Raw genomic sequence first — 16,641 nt, 5'->3', positions numbered from 1 at the left:
CGCCATGATCGAGCGCCTGCGCTGGGAGCTCGGCCGGATCCGCGTCCGGCTGCTGGTCGTGAACCTGGTGGTGCTGCTCGTGCCGGTGGCGGGGCTCGAGTTCGCGCGCCTCTACGAGCGGCAGCTCCTCGGCTCGCTGGAGCGCGACATGGCGAACCAGGCGGTCCTGGTCGCGGCGATGCTCGGGTCGGATCTCGACCGGGGTGTCGAGCTTGGCGCGCTCGATCACCGCTACGTCTTGACCCAGGCCGCGACGCACACGCGCACGCGCGTCCGGATCCTCGACAGGGCGGGCGCGGTCGTCGTGGACTCGCACGAGAACGGCCCGCCCGAGGGGCCCGAGCCGGCGGCCCCCGCGCTCATGCCGACGGCAGGCCGTCGCCCGAGCTCGGCGGACTTCCGGGAGCTCGCCGACAACGTGCAGCCGATCGGAAAGGGCGCGCGCGAGCGCTGGTCCGAGGTCCCGGATCGTCCGGAGGTGCGCGAGGCGCTCGCCGGGCGCCGCGCGGCGCGGACGCGTGTCCGGCAGCAGGAGCTGGCGGTGTTTCTGTTCCTGGCCGAGCCGATCCGGTGGGGCGGCCAGGTGGTCGGCGCGGTCTACGTGGTCCGCTCGACGCAGCCGGTGCTGGTCGAGCTCTACCGGATCCGCTCGGGACTCACCAAGGTCCTCGTGGTCGCGAGCCTGTTCACCGGCCTCGTCACGCTGGCGCTCGCGTGGTCGATCTCGAGGCCGCTCGGCAAGCTGTCGCGCGCGGCGAAGCGCATCGCGGCCGGCGAGCGCGACGTCGTGGTGCCCGTGTCGGGGACCGGCGAGATCCGCGAGCTTGGCGAGTCGTTCGCCGCGATGAATGAGCGGCTGGGGGCGAGGCTGCGGTACATCTCGGATTTCGCGGCCGATGTGGCGCACGAGTTCAAGTCGCCGCTGACGTCGATCCGGGGCGCCGCCGAGCTGCTCGACGAGGGGGCGGCGGACGATCTCGAGGCGCGGCGGCGCTTCCTGCGGAACATCGAGCTCGACGTGGCGCGGCTCGACCGGCTCGTGTCGAGGCTCCTGGAGCTGAGCCGGATCGAGGCCTCGAGCGAGGCGATGACGGTGCTCGATCTGGAGGCGCTCGTGGCGCGCGTGGTGGAGCGGCGCGCGAGCCCGGGGCAGCCGGTGGAGCTGCGGTACGAGATGCGGACACGGCTGCTCCGGGCGCGGCAAACGGACCTGGAGACGGCGCTCTTGAACCTCGTCGACAACGCGGTGAAGTTCTCGCCGCCGGGAGAGGCGGTGGTGGTGACCGTGGAGGGCGGGGAGCGGCGGGAAGGGGAGAGGACGGCGAGGATCTCGGTGCGTGACCGCGGGCCGGGGGTGCCGCCGCAGCACCTGCCGAGGATCTTCGACAGGTTCTTCACGACCGACGAGGGCCGCGACGGGACGGGGCTGGGGCTCGCCATCGTGAAGAGCGTCGTCGAGGCGCACGGCGGGGCGGTGACCGTGGAGAGCGCGCCGGGGGAGGGGGCGAGCTTCGTGGTGGAGCTGCCGGTGCGGCAGTGAGGAGCGCGGGGAAGGGATGCTCGCGCCGCGCCGCGCGGACGCGTGTTCGCGCGCCGGCAGGCGGTTTGACGCACGGGGCGGGCTGCCGTAATCGGTAGCACATGCGCACGGCCCCTGTCCCCAATATCCCTGCGATTCCCGGGATGAACCCCGGTGTCTTCGTCCTCGGCGGTGGTGGGGGCGGAGGGGGCAGCGGCGGCAAGGGCGGCAAGGGCAGCAGGGGCAACCAGAAGGCCAATGGCAAGAATGGCGGCAAGGGCACCGGTGGCGGTGGCAAAGGCGCTTGCGGCAACGGGACTGGTGATCCCAACGGTGGCTCGTGCCCGCGGCACCACAAAGGAAAGAAGAGCGGCAAGGCGTCGAAGGGTGACCCCGTCGATGTAGTCACGGGGAACGTCTTCACGAATCCCGCGCTCGACGTCGAGCTGCCGGGCCCGCTGCCGCTCGAAATCGCGCGCGCCGACGTACCCCTTCGCGACCACGTCATCGTGACGCCTGCCGGGCGCTTCTCCTCCGTGCTCCGGGCTGGCTCACCCCGCTGAACCACGGCTGCTGACGAAGCGGCGCGTCCGCCGCGTTTGCTAGATCAGTGCCAACCCCGCTATCCCCGCAACATCTCTCACCCTTCTCACCGATCCTTCGTCCGAGCTCGCCCCCACACAGCAGGAATTCGACACCGCACCTTCTTCTCCAAATCGCCTTCACGTCAAAATATCCCTGGACAACCATCTTCATTTCATCGATAGAGCACGATGGCCCGTCTGGCATTCCAGCGCAATCCCGCGCTTCTGCCGCGGACGAGGGTGATCTCATGAGCAAATACACCGCATCGGAAGTGATCCAGCTCCCCCGCTTCACGGCCGTGGGGGCGATGGCGCTCGGCGAGCAGCTGCTCACGGCGGCGAAGCCGGCCAAGAAGCAGCTCGCGAAGGGGGTCGCGCGGGTGCTCGCCGCGCTGGCGTCACGCCACGACGACCTCGCGTCGGCGCTGCGCGATCAGGTGTCGCTTTCCGAGGGAGGGGAGGCGAGCGAGGATGCTGTCCAGTGCGATCGCGTCCTCGACAATTGCTGGAGCGGTCTCCACGACTTCCTGACCGCGTACACCAAGCTGCCGACCGGCGCGCCCGAGGCCGCCGAGGCGAGCGCGCTGAAGGCGGCGCTCTTCACCGGAGGGCTCAAGTTCCTCCAGCTCACGTATGTTCTGGAGTGGTCCGAGAGCGAGCTCCGGATCCAGCGCATCCGCAAGAGCGGCCTCGACGCGCGCATCGAGGCGCTGGGCGGCAAGCGCTTCCTCTCCGCCCTGGAGGCCGCGCACGCGGCGTACGGCAAGGCGCTCGGCGTCACCGCGCCCGCGGCCACGGCCGCGGCGGCGCCGCCCAGCGTGCGCGACGCGCTCGCCGCCTTCACCGAGGCGCTGCGCGCCTACGTGATCAAGGTGATGGGCTCCGTCGAGCCCGACGAGCCGGAGACGCAGGAACTCTCCGACCGGCTGCTCGCGCCGCTCGCGAGCTGGAGCGTCGGGTCGAGCGGCCGCGGCGCGCCCCGGAAGAACGACAAGCCCGAGGGCGACACCGCGGCGCCCGCCCCGCTCGGTGTTCCCCTCCAACCCGGCGCGCCGACCGCCACGCCCGCCGATAGCTGATCCCGGCTGCCTGACGCGCGCCGCCGGCGCCGCAATCTCCTGCCGCCTCGTCCCCTCCTCGTGCTCCCGTCCTGGGGCCAAGCCCCCGCAGACCCTCCCGTACGCTCCGGACGGCGTGGCTCTCGCCGCCGCCGGCCGGTGCCCATCGACGTCCTCCGGCATATTCCCGGGCGACGAGCGCCTCACCCTGTGCCGCCTCGGCCTCGATCTGTGCCAGTTGAAGGGGGTCCGACACTGGCTCAACCGCAATGCATTGCGACACACCGGGGTCCGGACCCCCCTGCGGCGCTCTCCAGAGCGTCTCACCGGGGTCAAGTTGCGTCAAACATCGCTGTTCATATCGTTTTTCTGTGCCATCGACCCCCGGATGCGCAGCTCATTGTGCCAGATGGAGGGGTCCGGAACCCTCCGGACCGCAATCCAGAGCGCCAGCCGGGGTGCAGGACCCCCTCCGGACCGCAATGCAGAGCGTTCACGGGGGCGCCGGACCCCTCCGGATCGCACCGAAGAGCGACCGCTGGCCGACCTCCCATCGCCTCGGCCGTTGAGGCCCGACCCAGGTGGAGCCACCGCCGCCACCGCCGTCACTCACCGGGGTTGAGGTTCCGCCACCTCGGTCGGGTCGAGGTCCTTCGCCACGTGTCCGATGCTCCGGTCGCCCGCCTTCGCCAGCCGTACCGCCTCCGCCTTGAACTTGGACGTGAACGCCCTCCGCCTTCTCCGTCCTATCCCTACCTCCTGGTGCCGTCGGGGTGTCCGCGGAAGCGGGGGAGCACCAGACCGATCGAGCCTCAAGGCCCGCGCTTCCTCCGTGCGCGCTCCTTGAGAACCGCAGCCACGATCTCGCCCACGCGCTCGGTTTCATCATCTACGAGCTTTTCGAGTCTGCGCTGAAACCAGAGCCCAAACGGACCATCTATAGGAAGCGGCAGCCCGATGTCTCCGGGCTCCTGACCCAGCCATGTGATCGGCAGCCCGCAATTGTCTAGCGCGTGTCGCGCATGCCGCATGGCACTCTGGATTGCCTGGACGGCGTCGACCCCTTCGGCATACTGGATGTCTGGCTCCAGCCCATCAAGAAAAACAGGGCACGTCCACGAGCCGCTGGGTGAGGCCGGCTGTATTGGTTCGCCGATCTTTAGAACGATCTCCCGGCCTGATTCACCTTCGACGCTATACCGACGAACGGCTATGACCTTGTATTTTTGTCGAGCCACCCACGCAGGGTAGCTAAAATTCGTAGATGCACCAGTTGATCCACTTGATGGGCCTGTCGAAGCGATGCGACCAGCAACGTCCCCGTTGGTCACTTTCCGTGAGCGAGCGACAGAATGCCTCCTTGACCGCCACCCTGTCCGCGGCGATGGCAATGCACAGGGTAAGCTCGAACGTATCTCGCGGCTTGGCCTCGTCCGCTCCCTCGCTTGCAGTTGCACAGCTCGGCTCCTCGCTCGTCTCGTCGGCCGCGTTCTCGCTCAAATCACCTACGCAGGATGAGAGCGAGAGCAAGGCAAAACTGGCGATCAAACGCTTGCCGCTCATGGCTGCTCCCGCTTGCGACGTCTGCGCCAGCCGAGGTGTGCCGCTGATGCTCCTTGAAAACACCGCTGATGCGGAGTGCCGGCGCGTACGTTGGCAGCGGAACGCCCCTCCTGGAGGCTGTCCCTCGGCGCTGATGGCCGGAGCCCGCTCCTCGACCCAGCGAAAGGTCGCCTCCGCGACGAGCCTCGCGGGGCGGGATGCGAGGCGCCATCGATGGTCGATCGGGGTCGCCATGCCCGCCGCGCTAGCACCGCCGCTCCCCGCTCTCTGCGCCGCCCGCCCGGCAACGACCGCGCGCCGAGCCGGCTTGCCCACCCCCTCGCCTCGCCGAGCGCGCGCAGCGCCCCCCCCTCGACCGCCACGCCGGCGCGTCGACGTCTCGCGGGACGTTGCCAGGTCGCGATCGCTTCGCTATCTTCTCCCTCGCCGAAAGAGGTAGGCCGGTTCAGGCGAGCCCCGGCCACTCCCATGACGGGAGCCCATGTCCCCTCCACCACGGAGTGAGGTCCCACGGCACCTGGACGCACGTGCGTCCTCCGTGGAGGCTCCCATGCAGCTCAATCACATCGATCTCCAGGTCCCCGACGTCCTCGAAACGGCCGCGTTCTTCGAGCGGCACTTCCAGTTCGAGGTCCACGGCAACCGGCACTCGCCGGCGATCGCCATCCTGACGGGGCCCGGCGACTTCACGCTCGTCCTCCAGCGCCGGCGCGAGGCGGACGGCCCTTATCCGGAGGGCTTCCACATCGGCTTCATCGTCGGCGACGTGGCCACTGTGTACGACAAACACGCGGCGATCGTCGCGGCCGGCATCGACAGCGGCCCCGTGAGCGAGAACGGCCGCGGCGTGATGTTCTATTTCAAGGCGCCCGGCGACGTCCTCGTCGAGGTGAGCTGCCGGCGCCGCCCGCTCCCCGCGGCGCGCGCTGACAGTTGACGGCGACGCGCCGCTGGGACGCGCCGAGACCCGACCCAGGTTGAGGCACCACCGCCGCCCACCGAGGTTGAGGTTCCGAGGTTGAGGTTCCGGCTCTGCCCAGGCTGAGGCACCACCGCCGCCCACCGAGGTTGAGGTTCCGGCCCACCGAGGTTGAGGTTCCGACGACGCCCGGCCTGGACTATCGTGCTCGACCATGCGCCCGCTTGCCCTGCTCGTTGGCTCGTGCACCGTCCTGCTTCCCCTGGCTTGCGGCCCTGCCCAGCCTCAGGGGGGCCCGGCAGCACCCCCGAAACCGCCGGGTTCCTCGACGGAGGCGGGCGCAGCGACACCCCCGAGCGAGACGCCGCCGCCGCTCGCCGTGAAGCCGCGGGGCAACGTCACCGTCACGCTGCTCTACACGTCGGACGAGCACGGCTGGATCGAGAGTCTGTCCAACGACGGCGTGAGCCGCGGAGGCGCGGCCGAGCTGCTCGGGAGGCTCGTGAAGTACGAAGGGCATTGCCCAGGGCCCGTTCCCGCGGGCATCGAGGCGGCAGGAGCGCTCACGCCCGCCGCGCCCGAGGACTGCACCTCACCGCGCACGCTCCTCCTCTCGGGCGGCGACAATTTCACCGGCCCCGCCATCTCGACGTATTTCAACGGCGAGTCCATGGCGAGCGCGATGGGTCGCATGGGTTATGCCGCCTCGGCGTTCGGCAATCACGAGTTCGATTTCGGCGTGCCTCAATTCACGAAGCTCCGTGACCTCGCGCGATTGCATTACCTCGCGGCGAACGTGAAGATCGACGACGCGAAGCTCGCAGGCGAGCTCGCCATCCGGCAGTACGAGGTCTTCGAGCGCAAGGGCGTGAAGATCGGCGTCGTGGGGCTCGCCGCAGCAGATACGCTGAAGGCGGCGATGGCCGAGCGCTTCAAGGGGATCACGTTTGAGCCCACCGAGGCCTCGCTCGACAAAGCGATCCACGAAGCGCGGGAGAAGGGAGCGGCCGACGTCGTCGTCGTGACCGCGCACGAATGCCCCGACAACCTCGTGCCCATCGTGGAGAAACACCCGGAGTGGCGGCTCGCGTTCGTCGGAGGGGGCCATTGCCACAGGAGAATCGACGCGCGCGCGGGCGACACGCCCGTCATCAGCCCCGGCTGGCGCCTGCACCAGTACGCCCGCGTCGCCATCACCATCAACCCCGACAATCCCCCGCAGGCCCGCCTGGTCACCGTCAGCCATTCCATCGTCGACGTGGCGACCGATCCGCAAGTCCCAGCGGATCCTCCGCTCGCGCGGCTCGTCACGGCGTGGAAAACGATGGTCGACAGCGCGCTCGGGAAGGTCATCGGCTATTCGGAGGGGGGGATCGGGCCGGAGGAGGCCGTCGGCAAGATCGTGAGCGACGCCTGGCTCCACGAGCTGGGCGGCGACGTGGCGATCATGAACCGAGGCGGCGTGCGACAAACCATCCCGCGGGGGCCGATCACGCACGCGACGATCTGGAGCGTGCTCCCGTTCGACAACCGCCTGGTGAAGGTATCCATCGACGGCGCGTCGCTCGCGGAGGATCTCGAGGCGAAGTCGTTCATCGTGTCCGGCGCGAAGAAAGCGCCCAACGGAAGCTGGTCCGTGGGCGGCAAGCCGATGGATCCGAAGAAGCGCTACACGGTCATCATCACCGATTTCATGTACGGGGGCGGTGACGGCGCCGTCTTCGCGGCGCAGGATCCGAAGCCCGTGGGGACGGGGCTCTCGTGGCGAGACGCGGTGATCGCCTGGATCGAAAAGAAAAAGAGCGCGGAGGGGGCGCCGCTCGAGAAGAAGCTCGGCGAGAAGCCGGCGCCGGCGCGCACACAGAGATGATCGATCGGGCCCAGGGATCATGCTTCGGTTTCGAGGCGACCCTGACGAGCTGCTACCGGCCTCTCCTCGCCAGCGCCGCGCCGAGCTTGGCGAGCTTTTTCTCGTCGGCAAACCAGGAGAGGCATTCGTGGCGCGTCTTGCGTTGCGTCGAGGAAAGGCTCTTTCCATTGTCGAGCTTCCGCGCGAGCACCTCGAGCAGGAATGCCTCGGTCGAGGGGTGCCATGCGTAGAAGAGCGGCCAGAGGGACTTCGCCGGCAGGCGCGCCAGGCCGTAATGACCTGGCACGGATTGTTCGCGGCGGATGAGCTCGATCAGCGCCGGGGCGAGCTTCGCGCCGTCCGCCCGATCGAGCGGCTTGGCGAGCTTCACCCACGCCGGCCGCGGCGTGGCAAACGATCCCCAATCGTTCCGGAAGAGCTGCTGGTAGGCGGCGAGCGCCGCGCCGACCGCCTCCATCGGCGCGCCGGCGTGGACCGTCGCGTCGAAGACGTCGCGCAGCGGGTCGAGCCTGTCGAGCCTGGCCTCGAGATGCCGCCTCACGCGGCTCCACGCGTCGTCGCCGAGCGCGGAGAGGACCCGCTCCTCGTCGATCGCCTCGGCGTCGCCGAGCGCTCGCAGGAAGGCGAAGAAGCCGGCGCGCTCGGCCTTTTCATGGCGGGGCAGGACATCGAACGCGATCTCGTGCGCGTCGTCGAGGACGCTCTCCAGGCGGTCGGCGTCGCGCCGGTCGGCGAAGCGATCGAGGAGCGGTCGAGCCCGCTGCGCGAGCTCGAGCCGATCGGGCAGCTTCACGCCGTCCGCCTCGCCGAGCTTCCACAGGGCGGCCGAGTGATCGACGATGGCCTTGACCAGGGCGAACGCGATCGAAATCGACGCGCCGCGCTCGCGAGCGCCGGGGACCACCCGCCAGGGTTGCGCGCACCAGACGGCGGCCGCTCGGCTGCGTTCGCCGTCGCTGCGCTCGCTCGCGAGGAACCAATCGGGGTCGAAGCTCTCCGGGATCGCGCCGCCGTTCGCCTTGCCTGAGCGCTCGAGGCGCCGGATGTCCTCCCCGTGGAGATCGCCTTGCCAGGAGAGCCCGGCGGCGGTGGCGAGCGTCCGCGCCCGGCGATAATCGTCGAGCGCGCCGGCGGTGTCTCCCGATCCTTCGCGGACCAAGGCCCGCGCGGCGAAGATGCGCGCCTCGAAGCCGCGATCCGTGACCCCCTGGCCGGCGCGGGCGCGCGCCTCGTCGCCTCGAGCGCGCTCGTCGACGAGCGCGACCGCCTCCTCGGCGAGCACGCGCGCCGTCGCGAGGAGCGACGAACGCTCTGTCTCGGAGATGGCCTTGGCTTTTCTTGTCTTCGGGCGATCGCGGCAGGGGTCCTCCCCGCCCGCGAGCTTCCCGAGGGATCGCGCCACCCGCGCGAGCCCCATCGCCCTTCGATCTTGCCGGTCGCCACGATGAAAGAAGCCGAGCGAGAGCCCGTGCGCCGGGTCGTCGATCGGCTCGGCCGCGCGCCAGTCCTCCGCGGCGGCGCGCTCGTCCCCGCGGTAGAGCCGGCATTCCCAGCGGGCGCGGAGCAGCTCGGCGCTTGCGATCCCCGCGTCGAGCGCCGCCGACAGCCACGGCTCGGCCTCGGCGTAAGCGCCGCGCTCGAACAGCTTGTACCCGATCATCTCGGCGATCCCGACAGCCGTCTCGAAGACGGCGCCGTCCCCCTCGTTCAGCCACGCCTCGAGCGCAGGCTGGATGTTCTTCATGAACGTGAGGTGATTGTCGTTCGAGAGGTGCTTCGTGGTGCTTCGATAGTGCTTGGCCACGAAGAGGCGCTCGCGAGGATCGCTGCTGCCGGCGTGAGGCGCGAGCGCTTTCAGGTGGCCGCCGAGCGAGGAGGTCGAGCGGGTCCGCTCCTCGAGCTCGGACAGCTTCGCGAGGACCTCTTTCCGGAGCCCGTTCGGCACGGCGCGCTCGAGCTCGAGCCAATAGCCGGAGTCGACGTCAAGGACGTGCCGGAGGAGGAGGACCGCCTCTTCGTGCGCATCGTCATCGAGCGCGAGCGCGATCCGGCCCACCGCGGGCAGCGCCGCCTGCTGGAGGTTCTGCCAGTTGTTCCATTGCGTGGAGAAGCTGAGGGGGTAAGGGGTGAGCGTCGGCAGCAGGCAGCGGAGGCCGTGCCCCTCGCTCACGCGGGCCTCGGCCCAGAGCCGCCCGGCGAGGAGATAGAGGGCGGAGCCTCGCTGGCGGATGACAGTCGTCCCGCCCTCGCCTGCCTGGAGGGTCACTTCGATCGACGTCCCGACGAGCCTCGCGGTGAACGGGGGGACTTCGCTCGCTCGTTGGAGGAAACTTGATGAAAAGAGAGCGAAAAACTCCGCGAGGGCGTCGTGCAACGCTGCATTGGCATGCATCGGGAGCGACCGTAGCACGTGCTCGGAGATGTGTACTGTCGCACCGAGCCAGCCCTCGATCACGGCGTGCAGACATGGCGCGCTCCTTCCGGCGCACCAGCTCCGGGCCGCCGAGGCGGGAGAAGGTGAGCGCCTGGCTTGGTCCCCGCCGCCGCGCCGTCGACCCTCGAGGGCGGTTGCCCCCCGAGCTCGACGCCCCGGCGGAGCTTCCGACCGAGGTGGAGGTCCCCATCAACTGAATCGGTTCAGTTTTTCTGCGCCTCCGTGGTATGGCCGGTCCTGGTTTCCTCCACGCGGCCTGACGAGCGACGCTCCGGGCCGCGCAATCACCCGGTCCGCTCGTGCAGCGGCAAGGAGCCATCATGCGACAATCTTCGTTCTTGAGCCTTGGTTCGTCAGGCACTCTCGCTCTCCTCCTCGCGGCGTTCGGATGCGACTCGTCGGACGGGTCGTCCTCCGGCGCCGGCGGTCAGGGCGCCGGCGGTCAGGGCGCGACGAGCAGCGCGAGCGGCTCCGGCGGCGCCGGCGGTCAGGGCGCGACGAGCAGCGCGAGCGGCTCCGGCGGCGCGCCGGGCACCGGCGGTGCAGGCGAAGGGGGCGGGGGCGCGCCGGGCACCGGCGGTGCAGGCGAAGGGGGCGGCGGCGCGCCGCCGGCGCCGCTCTGGGACTGGACCGGCATCGTCGGTACGGGACAGAGCCTCTCGGTCGGCGCGGAGGGCACGCCCCCTCGCACCACGACGCAGCGCTTTCACAACCTGAAGCTGTCCCTCGGGGACACGAGCGTGCCCCCCTTCGACGCGGCGAAGACGTCCCTCACCCTGGTGCCGCTCGTCGAGCCGATCCGCGCGTTCGCGACGACCTACCCCAGCGCTTACCCGAAGAACATCTATGGCGAGACGCCCCACACGGCGATGGCCGACCAGATCTCGTCCCTCGCGGAGGCCGCCGCTGGCGGCGATCACATCACGGTGCACACCGTCGTCGGGGAGAGCGGGCAGCCGATGAGCGTCCTCCGGAAGGGGGCCACCCAGACGGCCTCGGGCGACACGTCGATGGGCCGCGCCTACGCGGCGACGCTGTTCGAGGCGGAGGCCATCGCGCGGCTCGCCAGGGAGGCCGGCAAGACGTACGGCGTCGGCGCCATCGTGATCACGCACGGCGAGGCCGACGCCGGCAGCGCGACCTACGGGGACGAGCTGGCAAAGCTGTGGTCCGACTACAACCAGGATGTCCTCCGGATCACCGGCCAGTCGCGGAGCATCCCCCTGCTCGTGTCCCAGCAGAACTCGGTGCACACCGACGCTGGCACGCGGTCGACGTCGACGCAGGCGCAGTGGCGCGTCGGCGTGGATCACCCTGGCGATATCGTCTGCTCGGGTCCGAAGTACCAGTACCCGTATGCGAACGATCACATCCACCTGAACGCGAACGGGTACCAGCAGCTCGGCGAGAAATTCGGCCAGATCTACTTCGAGAAGGTCGTCCTCGGGAAGGACTGGCAGCCGCTCCAGCCGACGCGCGTCGAGCGCAGCGGCAACGTCGTCACCGTGCACTTCCATGTCCCGGTGCCGCCGCTCGCCTGGGACAGCGCGCTGCCGTCTCCCCACCAGACCGCGTTCACGGAGTGGGCGCAGGGCCGCGGCTTCGAGCTCTGGAGCGGCAACACCCGGATCCAGATCAGCGGCGTGGAGATCGCCGGCGATTCGGTGCAGATCACCGCGCGGAACCTCCCCGCGTCCGGCGTGATGGTCGGTTATGCGATGACGACCGACGGGACGTCGATGACGGGCGGCACGATCCGCTGGGGTCAGCTGCGCGACTCCGATCCGTTCGTCGGATCGACGACGGGCAAGGCTCAGCCGAACTACAGCGTGGCGTTCGAGATGAGCGTCCCCTGACGGCGCGGCGCCGGTGTGAGGGGGTTGTCCGCCGCGCACCGGCGCTCGGCCGCGCCGGGTGCTCGACGCACAGGGCCAGAGCTGAGGCGCCGAGGACGCCGGAAGAAGAAACAATAGAGTCCTCCTCTTCTCTTGGTGCCTCGGTGGTTCGACCTCTCCTCGTCCGAGCGTCGCTGTCGATCGCATTCGAGCGGGGCTGCCGACGAGGCGCTCGTCGCGGTGGTCGGCCGCGCCCGTCCGGATCCGGCCTATCGCCTGAACCGCACGCTCGTGGAGACCGTGCCGCAGGGCTGGTTGGTGCCTTCCGGCGGCGCCTCGGGGCAGCACCTCGGGCGCGCGTCGCCGGCCTTCTCGGCGGACCGCGCGCCGGCAGCCCTTGACAAGACAGACCTGTCTGTCTAAAGCAGGGTCGTGCGGGATGCGCGTAGCCATATCCTCGAGGTCGCGGAGCGCCTCTTCTACGCCGAGGGGTACCGCGCCGTCGGCGTCGATCGCCTGATCGCCGAGGCGGACGTCGCCAAGGCCACGTTCTACCGGCACTTCCGGACGAAGGACGAGCTGCTTGTGGCGGTGCTCGAGGCGCGCGACGCGCGCTTTCGCGCGTGGCTGGCCGGGCGCGTCGAGGCGCTCGCGGGCGATCCGCGGGACCGGCCGCTCGCGGTCTTCGACGCGCTCGCCGAGCTGTTCGCCGCGGACGACTTTCGCGGCTGCGCGTTCCTCAACACGATGGTCGAGGTCGCGAACCGGAGCCACCCCGCGCACGAGGCCGCGCAGCGCCACAAGCTGCGGCTCATCGACTATTTCGAGCGGCTCTTGCGCGAGGCCGGCGTGCCGGCCGCCGACGCGCTTTCGCCGCAGCTCCTGTTGCTGATCGACGGCGCGATCGTGACCGCCGTCCGCGAGGGGGGACCGGGCGCCGCCGCGCGCGCGCGGTCCCTCGCCGAGAACCTCATTGCAACCGCGCGGCCAGGAAGGCGACGACGATGAACCGGATGACGGGTGTCCCGAGCAGGTGGAATGGACGTGCCGAGCAGCTCCCGCAGCCCGCCGAGGCGGAGCCCGGCGCGGGCGCGCCCTCGACGGGTCGCCCGCGCAAGCCGCTGGCGCCCGTGGGGTCGATCGTCGCCGCGCTGCTCGCGCTCTCCCTGACGGCCTGTGCTTCGCCGGACCGCGGCGGAGCCAGCGCGCCGCCGGCCGGCTCGGCGGCCGCGATCACGCCGCCGGCCCCCGCGGCCGAGGCCTCGAGCGGGCGCTTCCAGTGGCGCGGCGGCCCGACGGCGATCCTCGAGCGCGACGGCCTCCGGCTGCTCACCGATCCCGTCCTTGGCCCGCGCGGGCCAGCGGCGTTCGTGCTCCCCAAACACCCGTCGACAGGCGTCGAGAACGCGCCGATCGCCCGCTACACCGATCCTCCGGCGGAGCCGCTCGGGCACCTCGACGTCATCCTCCTCAGCCATAACCATGCTGACCATTTCGACGCCGTCGCGAAGGAGACGCTCCCGAAGGACGTCACCTTCGTCCTCCCCCCCGACGCGGTCGAGGCGGCGCGCGCCGCCGGATTCACGAAGCTGACGCCGCTCGATTGGGACCAGGAGACCGTCCTCCCGACCCGCGCCGGGCGCCTGCGGATCCTCGCCGTGCCCGCGAACCACACCCACGACGCGGCGCTCGACGCGACGCTCGGCAAGGGCAACGGGTATGTGCTCCGCTGGGAGGGCGCGACGCCCTATTCGATCTACTGGACCGGCGATTCGGTCTTCACCGACCCGATGCGCGCGGTGGCGGCTCGCTTTGCGCCCATCGATCTGTGGCTACCGCACCTCGGCGCGGTCGGCGTCGACGGCGCGCGCGGCCTCCGCACGATGGACGCGGAAGAGGCGGTCGCCGCCGCCGCGCTGCTCCGCGCCCGCCATGTGATCCCTATCCACCACACCACGTTCGCCCATTACCGCGAGCCGGTGACGGCGTTCACCCAGCGCGCCGCCGCGAAGAACCTGCCCGCGCAGATCCACGTCCCGACGGACGGCGCGTGGATGCCCCTGCCGCGCTGAGCCTGCCGCGGCGCCCCCGCCGCGCCGGCGCTGCGGCGTTCAGACCAGCCACTTCAGGAGGAAGAGGCCCACCGTGGCGGCGAAGCTGATGATCCAGACCGCGGTCCGGGCAGACGCCTTGTCGGCGAGGTACATGACGAGAACGCGCGCGGCGACGTGGGTGACGGCGAGGATGGCGCTCCAGCGAGCGTCGGCGCCCGCGAGGTGGGCCGTGAAGACGCCGGCGGCGAAGGGCGCAAACGCCTCGAAGCCGTTCTGGTGGGCGGCGAGGGCGCGGCGCCCGACGCCGGTGAGCTTGGCCTGCTGGTCGCGCGGGTTGTGGTTGTCCAGGCCCTCGGGCTGCTGTGACTGCGCCTTGGCGACGAACAGGCGGGCCACGTAGATCAAGAGAAGTGAGATGAAGACGCAAGTCATCGGAATGGTCATCGGATCCCTCTCGAGCGCACAGGCTCCTCGGAGCGTGGAGCGACTCTAACGAGCTCTCGCCGCCGGGACGAGCGCCAAGCGTCGCGGCGGCTCCGACGGCGCGTGCGCCGGAGCGGCCAGGCGGCCCCGCGGGGGCGGCGCGCTCGAGCGACGGACGCGCGCCGGTGGCAGGACGGGGGCGGCCGGTCCGCGGTACGGCCCTGAGGAGCTCCGCGTGGAAAGGGGTTGCCGGGGACGGGGGATTCGAGGAAGGTTCGTTCAGGTGCACCTTGAGCGAAGATCCTGTCGTGTCGCGCCCGCCGCTGCCGCCCTTCACCGCAGAGACCGCCGCCCGGAAAGCGCGGCTGGCGGAGGATGCCTGGAACAGTCGGGATCCCGCGCGCGTGGCTCAGGCATACACAGTCGATAGCCGCTGGCGGAACCGGGCCGAGTTCTTCCAGGGACGGGCGGCGATCGAGGCGTTTCTGCGCCGAAAATGGCAGCGGGAGCTGGACTACCGCCTGATCAAGGAGGTCTGGGCGTTCACCGGTGACCGGATCGCGGCGCGCTTCGCCTATGAATGGCGCGACGACAGCGGGAACTGGTACCGGTCCCACGGCAACGAGCAGTGGGAGTTCGATGGGCAGGGGCTGATGCGGCGGCGCGAGGCGAGCATCAATGACGTGCGGATCGCGGCAGAGGAGCGGAAGTTCCACTGGCCGCTCGGGGCGGCCCGACGAGCATCCTGGGCTGAGCGAGCTCGGCTTGTAGCGGCTGTCGCTGCGCCGGTCCGAGAGCGCCTCTGCGGTGGGTCTCGCCACTGGAATGCTCGGGTGATGTGCTGTTGACATGGCCGCCGTCCCCCCGATAGACTCCCCGGCGTCGAGGGCGTTCGGCAGACCGGGAGGCCTTCGCGATCCTGGTTGACGGCGTTTCCTTGGGCGGGTGAACGACACAGGAGTCCGAGCGAGCTCATGTCCAGCTCTCCAGACAAACCCGAGATCGCCACGGCCTACGATCGCTGGGCCGCGACGTACGATGACGATTTCAACCGGACCCGCGAGCTGGCGGCCGAGGTCCTCCGGAAGCGCGGCCTGGCGCTGGCCGGCCGGGACGTGCTCGAGATCGGCTGCGGCACCGGGCGCAACACGCAGTGGCTCGACGAGCACGCGAGGAGCGTACTCGCGCTCGATTTCTCCGAGGGGATGTTGCGTCGCGCGAGGGCCCGCGTGCATTCTCCCCGCGTCCGCTTCGTGCAGCACGACATCCGCGATTCCTGGCCCCTCGCGGAGGGCTCGTCCGACGTCGTGATTGCCATGCTCGTGCTGGAGCACATCGAGCACATCGACGCGGTCTTCGCCGAGGCCGCCCGCGTCTTGCGCGCGGGAGGCGAGCTCTACCTGTGCGAGCTGCACCCCGTGCGACAGATGCGCGGGGGGCAGGCCAATTTCGTCGACCCGGAGACGGGCCAGCCAGAGCGTGTGACAGCGTTTCTGCACGACGTCTCCGAGTACGTCAATGCGGGCCTGGGGGCCGGGTTCGCGCTCGTTCACCTGGGCGAGTGGCGCGACGCGGAGGCGCTCAGGAGCGACGCGCCGCGGCTCCTTTCCTTGCAGCTCAGGCGCACGCCTCGAGCGCCTGGCTAGCGGCTGAGTCCGTAGCACACAAATCTGCACTCCGCTGTAGAACCCATCGTTGCGTTCTGCCATGCTCCGGGCCGTCCCATCAAACCTGCGAGGGAGATTGCAATGAAGCTCTACTACAACCCCAAGAGCCGTGCAGCGATCACCAAGTGGATGCTGGATGAGTGCGGTGCCACGTACGACCTCGTCCCCATCAGCCTCGAGAAGCGGGAGCACAAGGCGCCGGAGTTCCTGAAGATCAACCCGGCTGGCAAGCTGCCCGCGCTTGTGGATGGCGACACCAGGCTCTTCGAGAACGCGGCGATCTGTCTCTATCTGGCGGACAAGTTTCCCGAAGCCAGGCTGGCGCCGCGGATCGGCGAGCCGCAGCGGGGGCGTTATCTGTCGTTGATGGTCTACTCGACGTCGCAGCTCGAGCCGTCGATGGGCGATCACCTGATGAAGCTCGAGACGGGACCCCAGCGGGGCTGGACGGATTTCGCCACGGCCATGGACGTGATCGAAGGCGAGGTCGGGGATGGGCCTTATCTGTTCGGCGACCGGTTCACCGCGGCCGATGTGATGATCGGCTCGATGTTCATGTGGGCGCGCCTGTGGGGAAACGCGACGGGGCGGCCCAGGTTGGAGGCCTACATCGATCGCTTGCAGGCGCGTCCGCATGCGATGAAGATGGGGAAATGAGCGCAGCGCCTGGCTGCGGCGCTCGAGGTTGACGAGGTTGACGGCCTCGTCGAGCTCG

The 16,641-nt window shown here is 70.0% G+C and carries 16 protein-coding genes and 1 pseudogene; 12 read left to right on the top strand and 5 right to left on the bottom strand.

Translation table 11 applies throughout. From position 1 onward, the window contains the following. Positions 1-4 precede the first annotated feature (4 nt). From POL72_RS04495 to POL72_RS04485, 3 genes are all read left to right on the top strand, one after another. Positions 5-1,540: a sensor histidine kinase gene (locus POL72_RS04495; protein WP_272093759.1), complete on the top strand. Its 1,536-nt coding sequence runs from the start codon at positions 5-7 to the stop codon at positions 1,538-1,540. Positions 1,541-1,683: 143 nt separating this feature from the next. Next, positions 1,684-2,082, top strand: coding sequence for a DUF6531 domain-containing protein (locus POL72_RS04490; protein WP_272093758.1), 399 nt, complete (start codon positions 1,684-1,686; stop codon positions 2,080-2,082). 269 nt (positions 2,083-2,351) lie between these two features. Then, positions 2,352-3,182, top strand: coding sequence for a hypothetical protein (locus POL72_RS04485; RefSeq protein ID WP_272093757.1), 831 nt, complete (start codon positions 2,352-2,354; stop codon positions 3,180-3,182). A gap of 606 nt (positions 3,183-3,788) precedes the next feature. Here the strand turns inward: POL72_RS04485 and POL72_RS51130 are convergent. The 3 genes and pseudogenes from POL72_RS51130 to POL72_RS04475 all read right to left on the bottom strand — a co-directional run. Beyond that, positions 3,789-3,911 (bottom strand): annotated as a pseudogene (locus tag POL72_RS51130) (transposase); the annotation flags it as partial. 62 nt (positions 3,912-3,973) lie between these two features. After that, positions 3,974-4,399: a DUF6968 family protein gene (locus POL72_RS51560; protein ID WP_373372158.1), complete on the bottom strand. Its 426-nt coding sequence runs from the start codon at positions 4,397-4,399 to the stop codon at positions 3,974-3,976. Positions 4,400-4,412: 13 nt separating this feature from the next. Next, on the bottom strand, positions 4,413-4,724 hold the full coding sequence (locus POL72_RS04475; RefSeq protein WP_272093756.1) for a hypothetical protein: 312 nt from the start codon (positions 4,722-4,724) through the stop codon (positions 4,413-4,415). 550 nt (positions 4,725-5,274) lie between these two features. On the opposite strand from POL72_RS04475, the gene POL72_RS04470 reads away from it, so the two are divergent. Continuing rightward, on the top strand, positions 5,275-5,661 hold the full coding sequence (locus POL72_RS04470; protein ID WP_272093755.1) for a VOC family protein: 387 nt from the start codon (positions 5,275-5,277) through the stop codon (positions 5,659-5,661). A 196-nt stretch (positions 5,662-5,857) separates the two neighbouring features. Beyond that, positions 5,858-7,513 (top strand): bifunctional metallophosphatase/5'-nucleotidase, encoded by a 1,656-nt coding sequence (locus POL72_RS04465; RefSeq protein WP_272093754.1) that lies wholly within the window; start codon positions 5,858-5,860, stop codon positions 7,511-7,513. Between the two features lie 52 nt (positions 7,514-7,565). Here the strand turns inward: POL72_RS04465 and POL72_RS04460 are convergent, their stop codons facing one another. Next, positions 7,566-9,779: a hypothetical protein gene (locus tag POL72_RS04460; protein WP_272093753.1), complete on the bottom strand. Its 2,214-nt coding sequence runs from the start codon at positions 9,777-9,779 to the stop codon at positions 7,566-7,568. 200 nt (positions 9,780-9,979) lie between these two features. On the opposite strand from POL72_RS04460, the gene POL72_RS04455 reads away from it, so the two are divergent. The 4 genes from POL72_RS04455 (at position 9,980) to POL72_RS04440 (ending at position 13,854) form a co-directional block, all read left to right on the top strand. After that, positions 9,980-10,144, top strand: coding sequence for a hypothetical protein (locus POL72_RS04455; RefSeq protein ID WP_272093752.1), 165 nt, complete (start codon positions 9,980-9,982; stop codon positions 10,142-10,144). A gap of 123 nt (positions 10,145-10,267) precedes the next feature. Further along, positions 10,268-11,803: a dockerin gene (locus POL72_RS04450; RefSeq protein WP_272093751.1), complete on the top strand. Its 1,536-nt coding sequence runs from the start codon at positions 10,268-10,270 to the stop codon at positions 11,801-11,803. A 411-nt stretch (positions 11,804-12,214) separates the two neighbouring features. Further along, complete coding sequence (locus tag POL72_RS04445; protein WP_272093750.1) at positions 12,215-12,790, top strand: TetR/AcrR family transcriptional regulator; 576 nt, start codon at positions 12,215-12,217, stop codon at positions 12,788-12,790. Next, positions 12,787-13,854: an MBL fold metallo-hydrolase gene (locus POL72_RS04440; protein ID WP_272093749.1), complete on the top strand. Its 1,068-nt coding sequence runs from the start codon at positions 12,787-12,789 to the stop codon at positions 13,852-13,854. Before POL72_RS04445 ends, POL72_RS04440 begins: the two co-directional genes overlap by 4 nt. A 39-nt stretch (positions 13,855-13,893) precedes the next feature. Here the strand turns inward: POL72_RS04440 and POL72_RS04435 are convergent, their stop codons facing one another. Continuing rightward, on the bottom strand, positions 13,894-14,280 hold the full coding sequence (locus POL72_RS04435; protein WP_272093748.1) for an MAPEG family protein: 387 nt from the start codon (positions 14,278-14,280) through the stop codon (positions 13,894-13,896). Positions 14,281-14,567: 287 nt separating this feature from the next. On the opposite strand from POL72_RS04435, the gene POL72_RS04430 reads away from it, so the two are divergent. The 3 genes from POL72_RS04430 (at position 14,568) to POL72_RS04420 (ending at position 16,583) form a co-directional block, all read left to right on the top strand. Next, positions 14,568-15,107, top strand: a complete 540-nt coding sequence (locus POL72_RS04430; RefSeq protein WP_308738106.1) for a DUF1348 family protein — start codon at positions 14,568-14,570, stop codon at positions 15,105-15,107. 126 nt (positions 15,108-15,233) lie between these two features. Next, entirely contained in the window at positions 15,234-15,905 is a 672-nt protein-coding gene (locus tag POL72_RS04425) for a class I SAM-dependent methyltransferase (protein WP_272093747.1), read from the top strand. 102 nt (positions 15,906-16,007) lie between these two features. Then, positions 16,008-16,583: a glutathione S-transferase family protein gene (locus POL72_RS04420; protein ID WP_272093746.1), complete on the top strand. Its 576-nt coding sequence runs from the start codon at positions 16,008-16,010 to the stop codon at positions 16,581-16,583. Positions 16,584-16,641: the final 58 nt, after the last annotated feature.

The organism is Sorangium aterium (assembly GCF_028368935.1).
Classification (GTDB): domain Bacteria; phylum Myxococcota_A; class Polyangia; order Polyangiales; family Polyangiaceae; genus Sorangium; species Sorangium atrum.
Note: the sequence above shows the minus strand (reverse complement) of the source record. Positions and strands in the feature narration are given on the sequence as shown.

Excerpts from the sequence above, each read along its gene's own strand:
- POL72_RS04495 (WP_272093759.1), top strand. The coding sequence starts at position 5 with ATGATCGAGCGCCTGCGCTGGGAGCTCGGCCGGATCCGCGTCCGGCTG.
- POL72_RS04490 (WP_272093758.1), top strand. The coding sequence starts at position 1,684 with ATGAACCCCGGTGTCTTCGTCCTCGGCGGTGGTGGGGGCGGAGGGGGC.
- POL72_RS04485 (WP_272093757.1), top strand. The coding sequence starts at position 2,352 with ATGAGCAAATACACCGCATCGGAAGTGATCCAGCTCCCCCGCTTCACG.
- POL72_RS04475 (WP_272093756.1), bottom strand. The coding sequence starts at position 4,724 with ATGAGCGGCAAGCGTTTGATCGCCAGTTTTGCCTTGCTCTCGCTCTCA.
- POL72_RS04470 (WP_272093755.1), top strand. The coding sequence starts at position 5,275 with ATGCAGCTCAATCACATCGATCTCCAGGTCCCCGACGTCCTCGAAACG.
- POL72_RS04465 (WP_272093754.1), top strand. The coding sequence starts at position 5,858 with ATGCGCCCGCTTGCCCTGCTCGTTGGCTCGTGCACCGTCCTGCTTCCC.
- POL72_RS04455 (WP_272093752.1), top strand. The coding sequence starts at position 9,980 with ATGGCGCGCTCCTTCCGGCGCACCAGCTCCGGGCCGCCGAGGCGGGAG.
- POL72_RS04450 (WP_272093751.1), top strand. The coding sequence starts at position 10,268 with ATGCGACAATCTTCGTTCTTGAGCCTTGGTTCGTCAGGCACTCTCGCT.
- POL72_RS04440 (WP_272093749.1), top strand. The coding sequence starts at position 12,787 with ATGAACCGGATGACGGGTGTCCCGAGCAGGTGGAATGGACGTGCCGAG.
- POL72_RS04435 (WP_272093748.1), bottom strand. The coding sequence starts at position 14,280 with ATGACCATTCCGATGACTTGCGTCTTCATCTCACTTCTCTTGATCTAC.
- POL72_RS04425 (WP_272093747.1), top strand. The coding sequence starts at position 15,234 with ATGTCCAGCTCTCCAGACAAACCCGAGATCGCCACGGCCTACGATCGC.
- POL72_RS04420 (WP_272093746.1), top strand. The coding sequence starts at position 16,008 with ATGAAGCTCTACTACAACCCCAAGAGCCGTGCAGCGATCACCAAGTGG.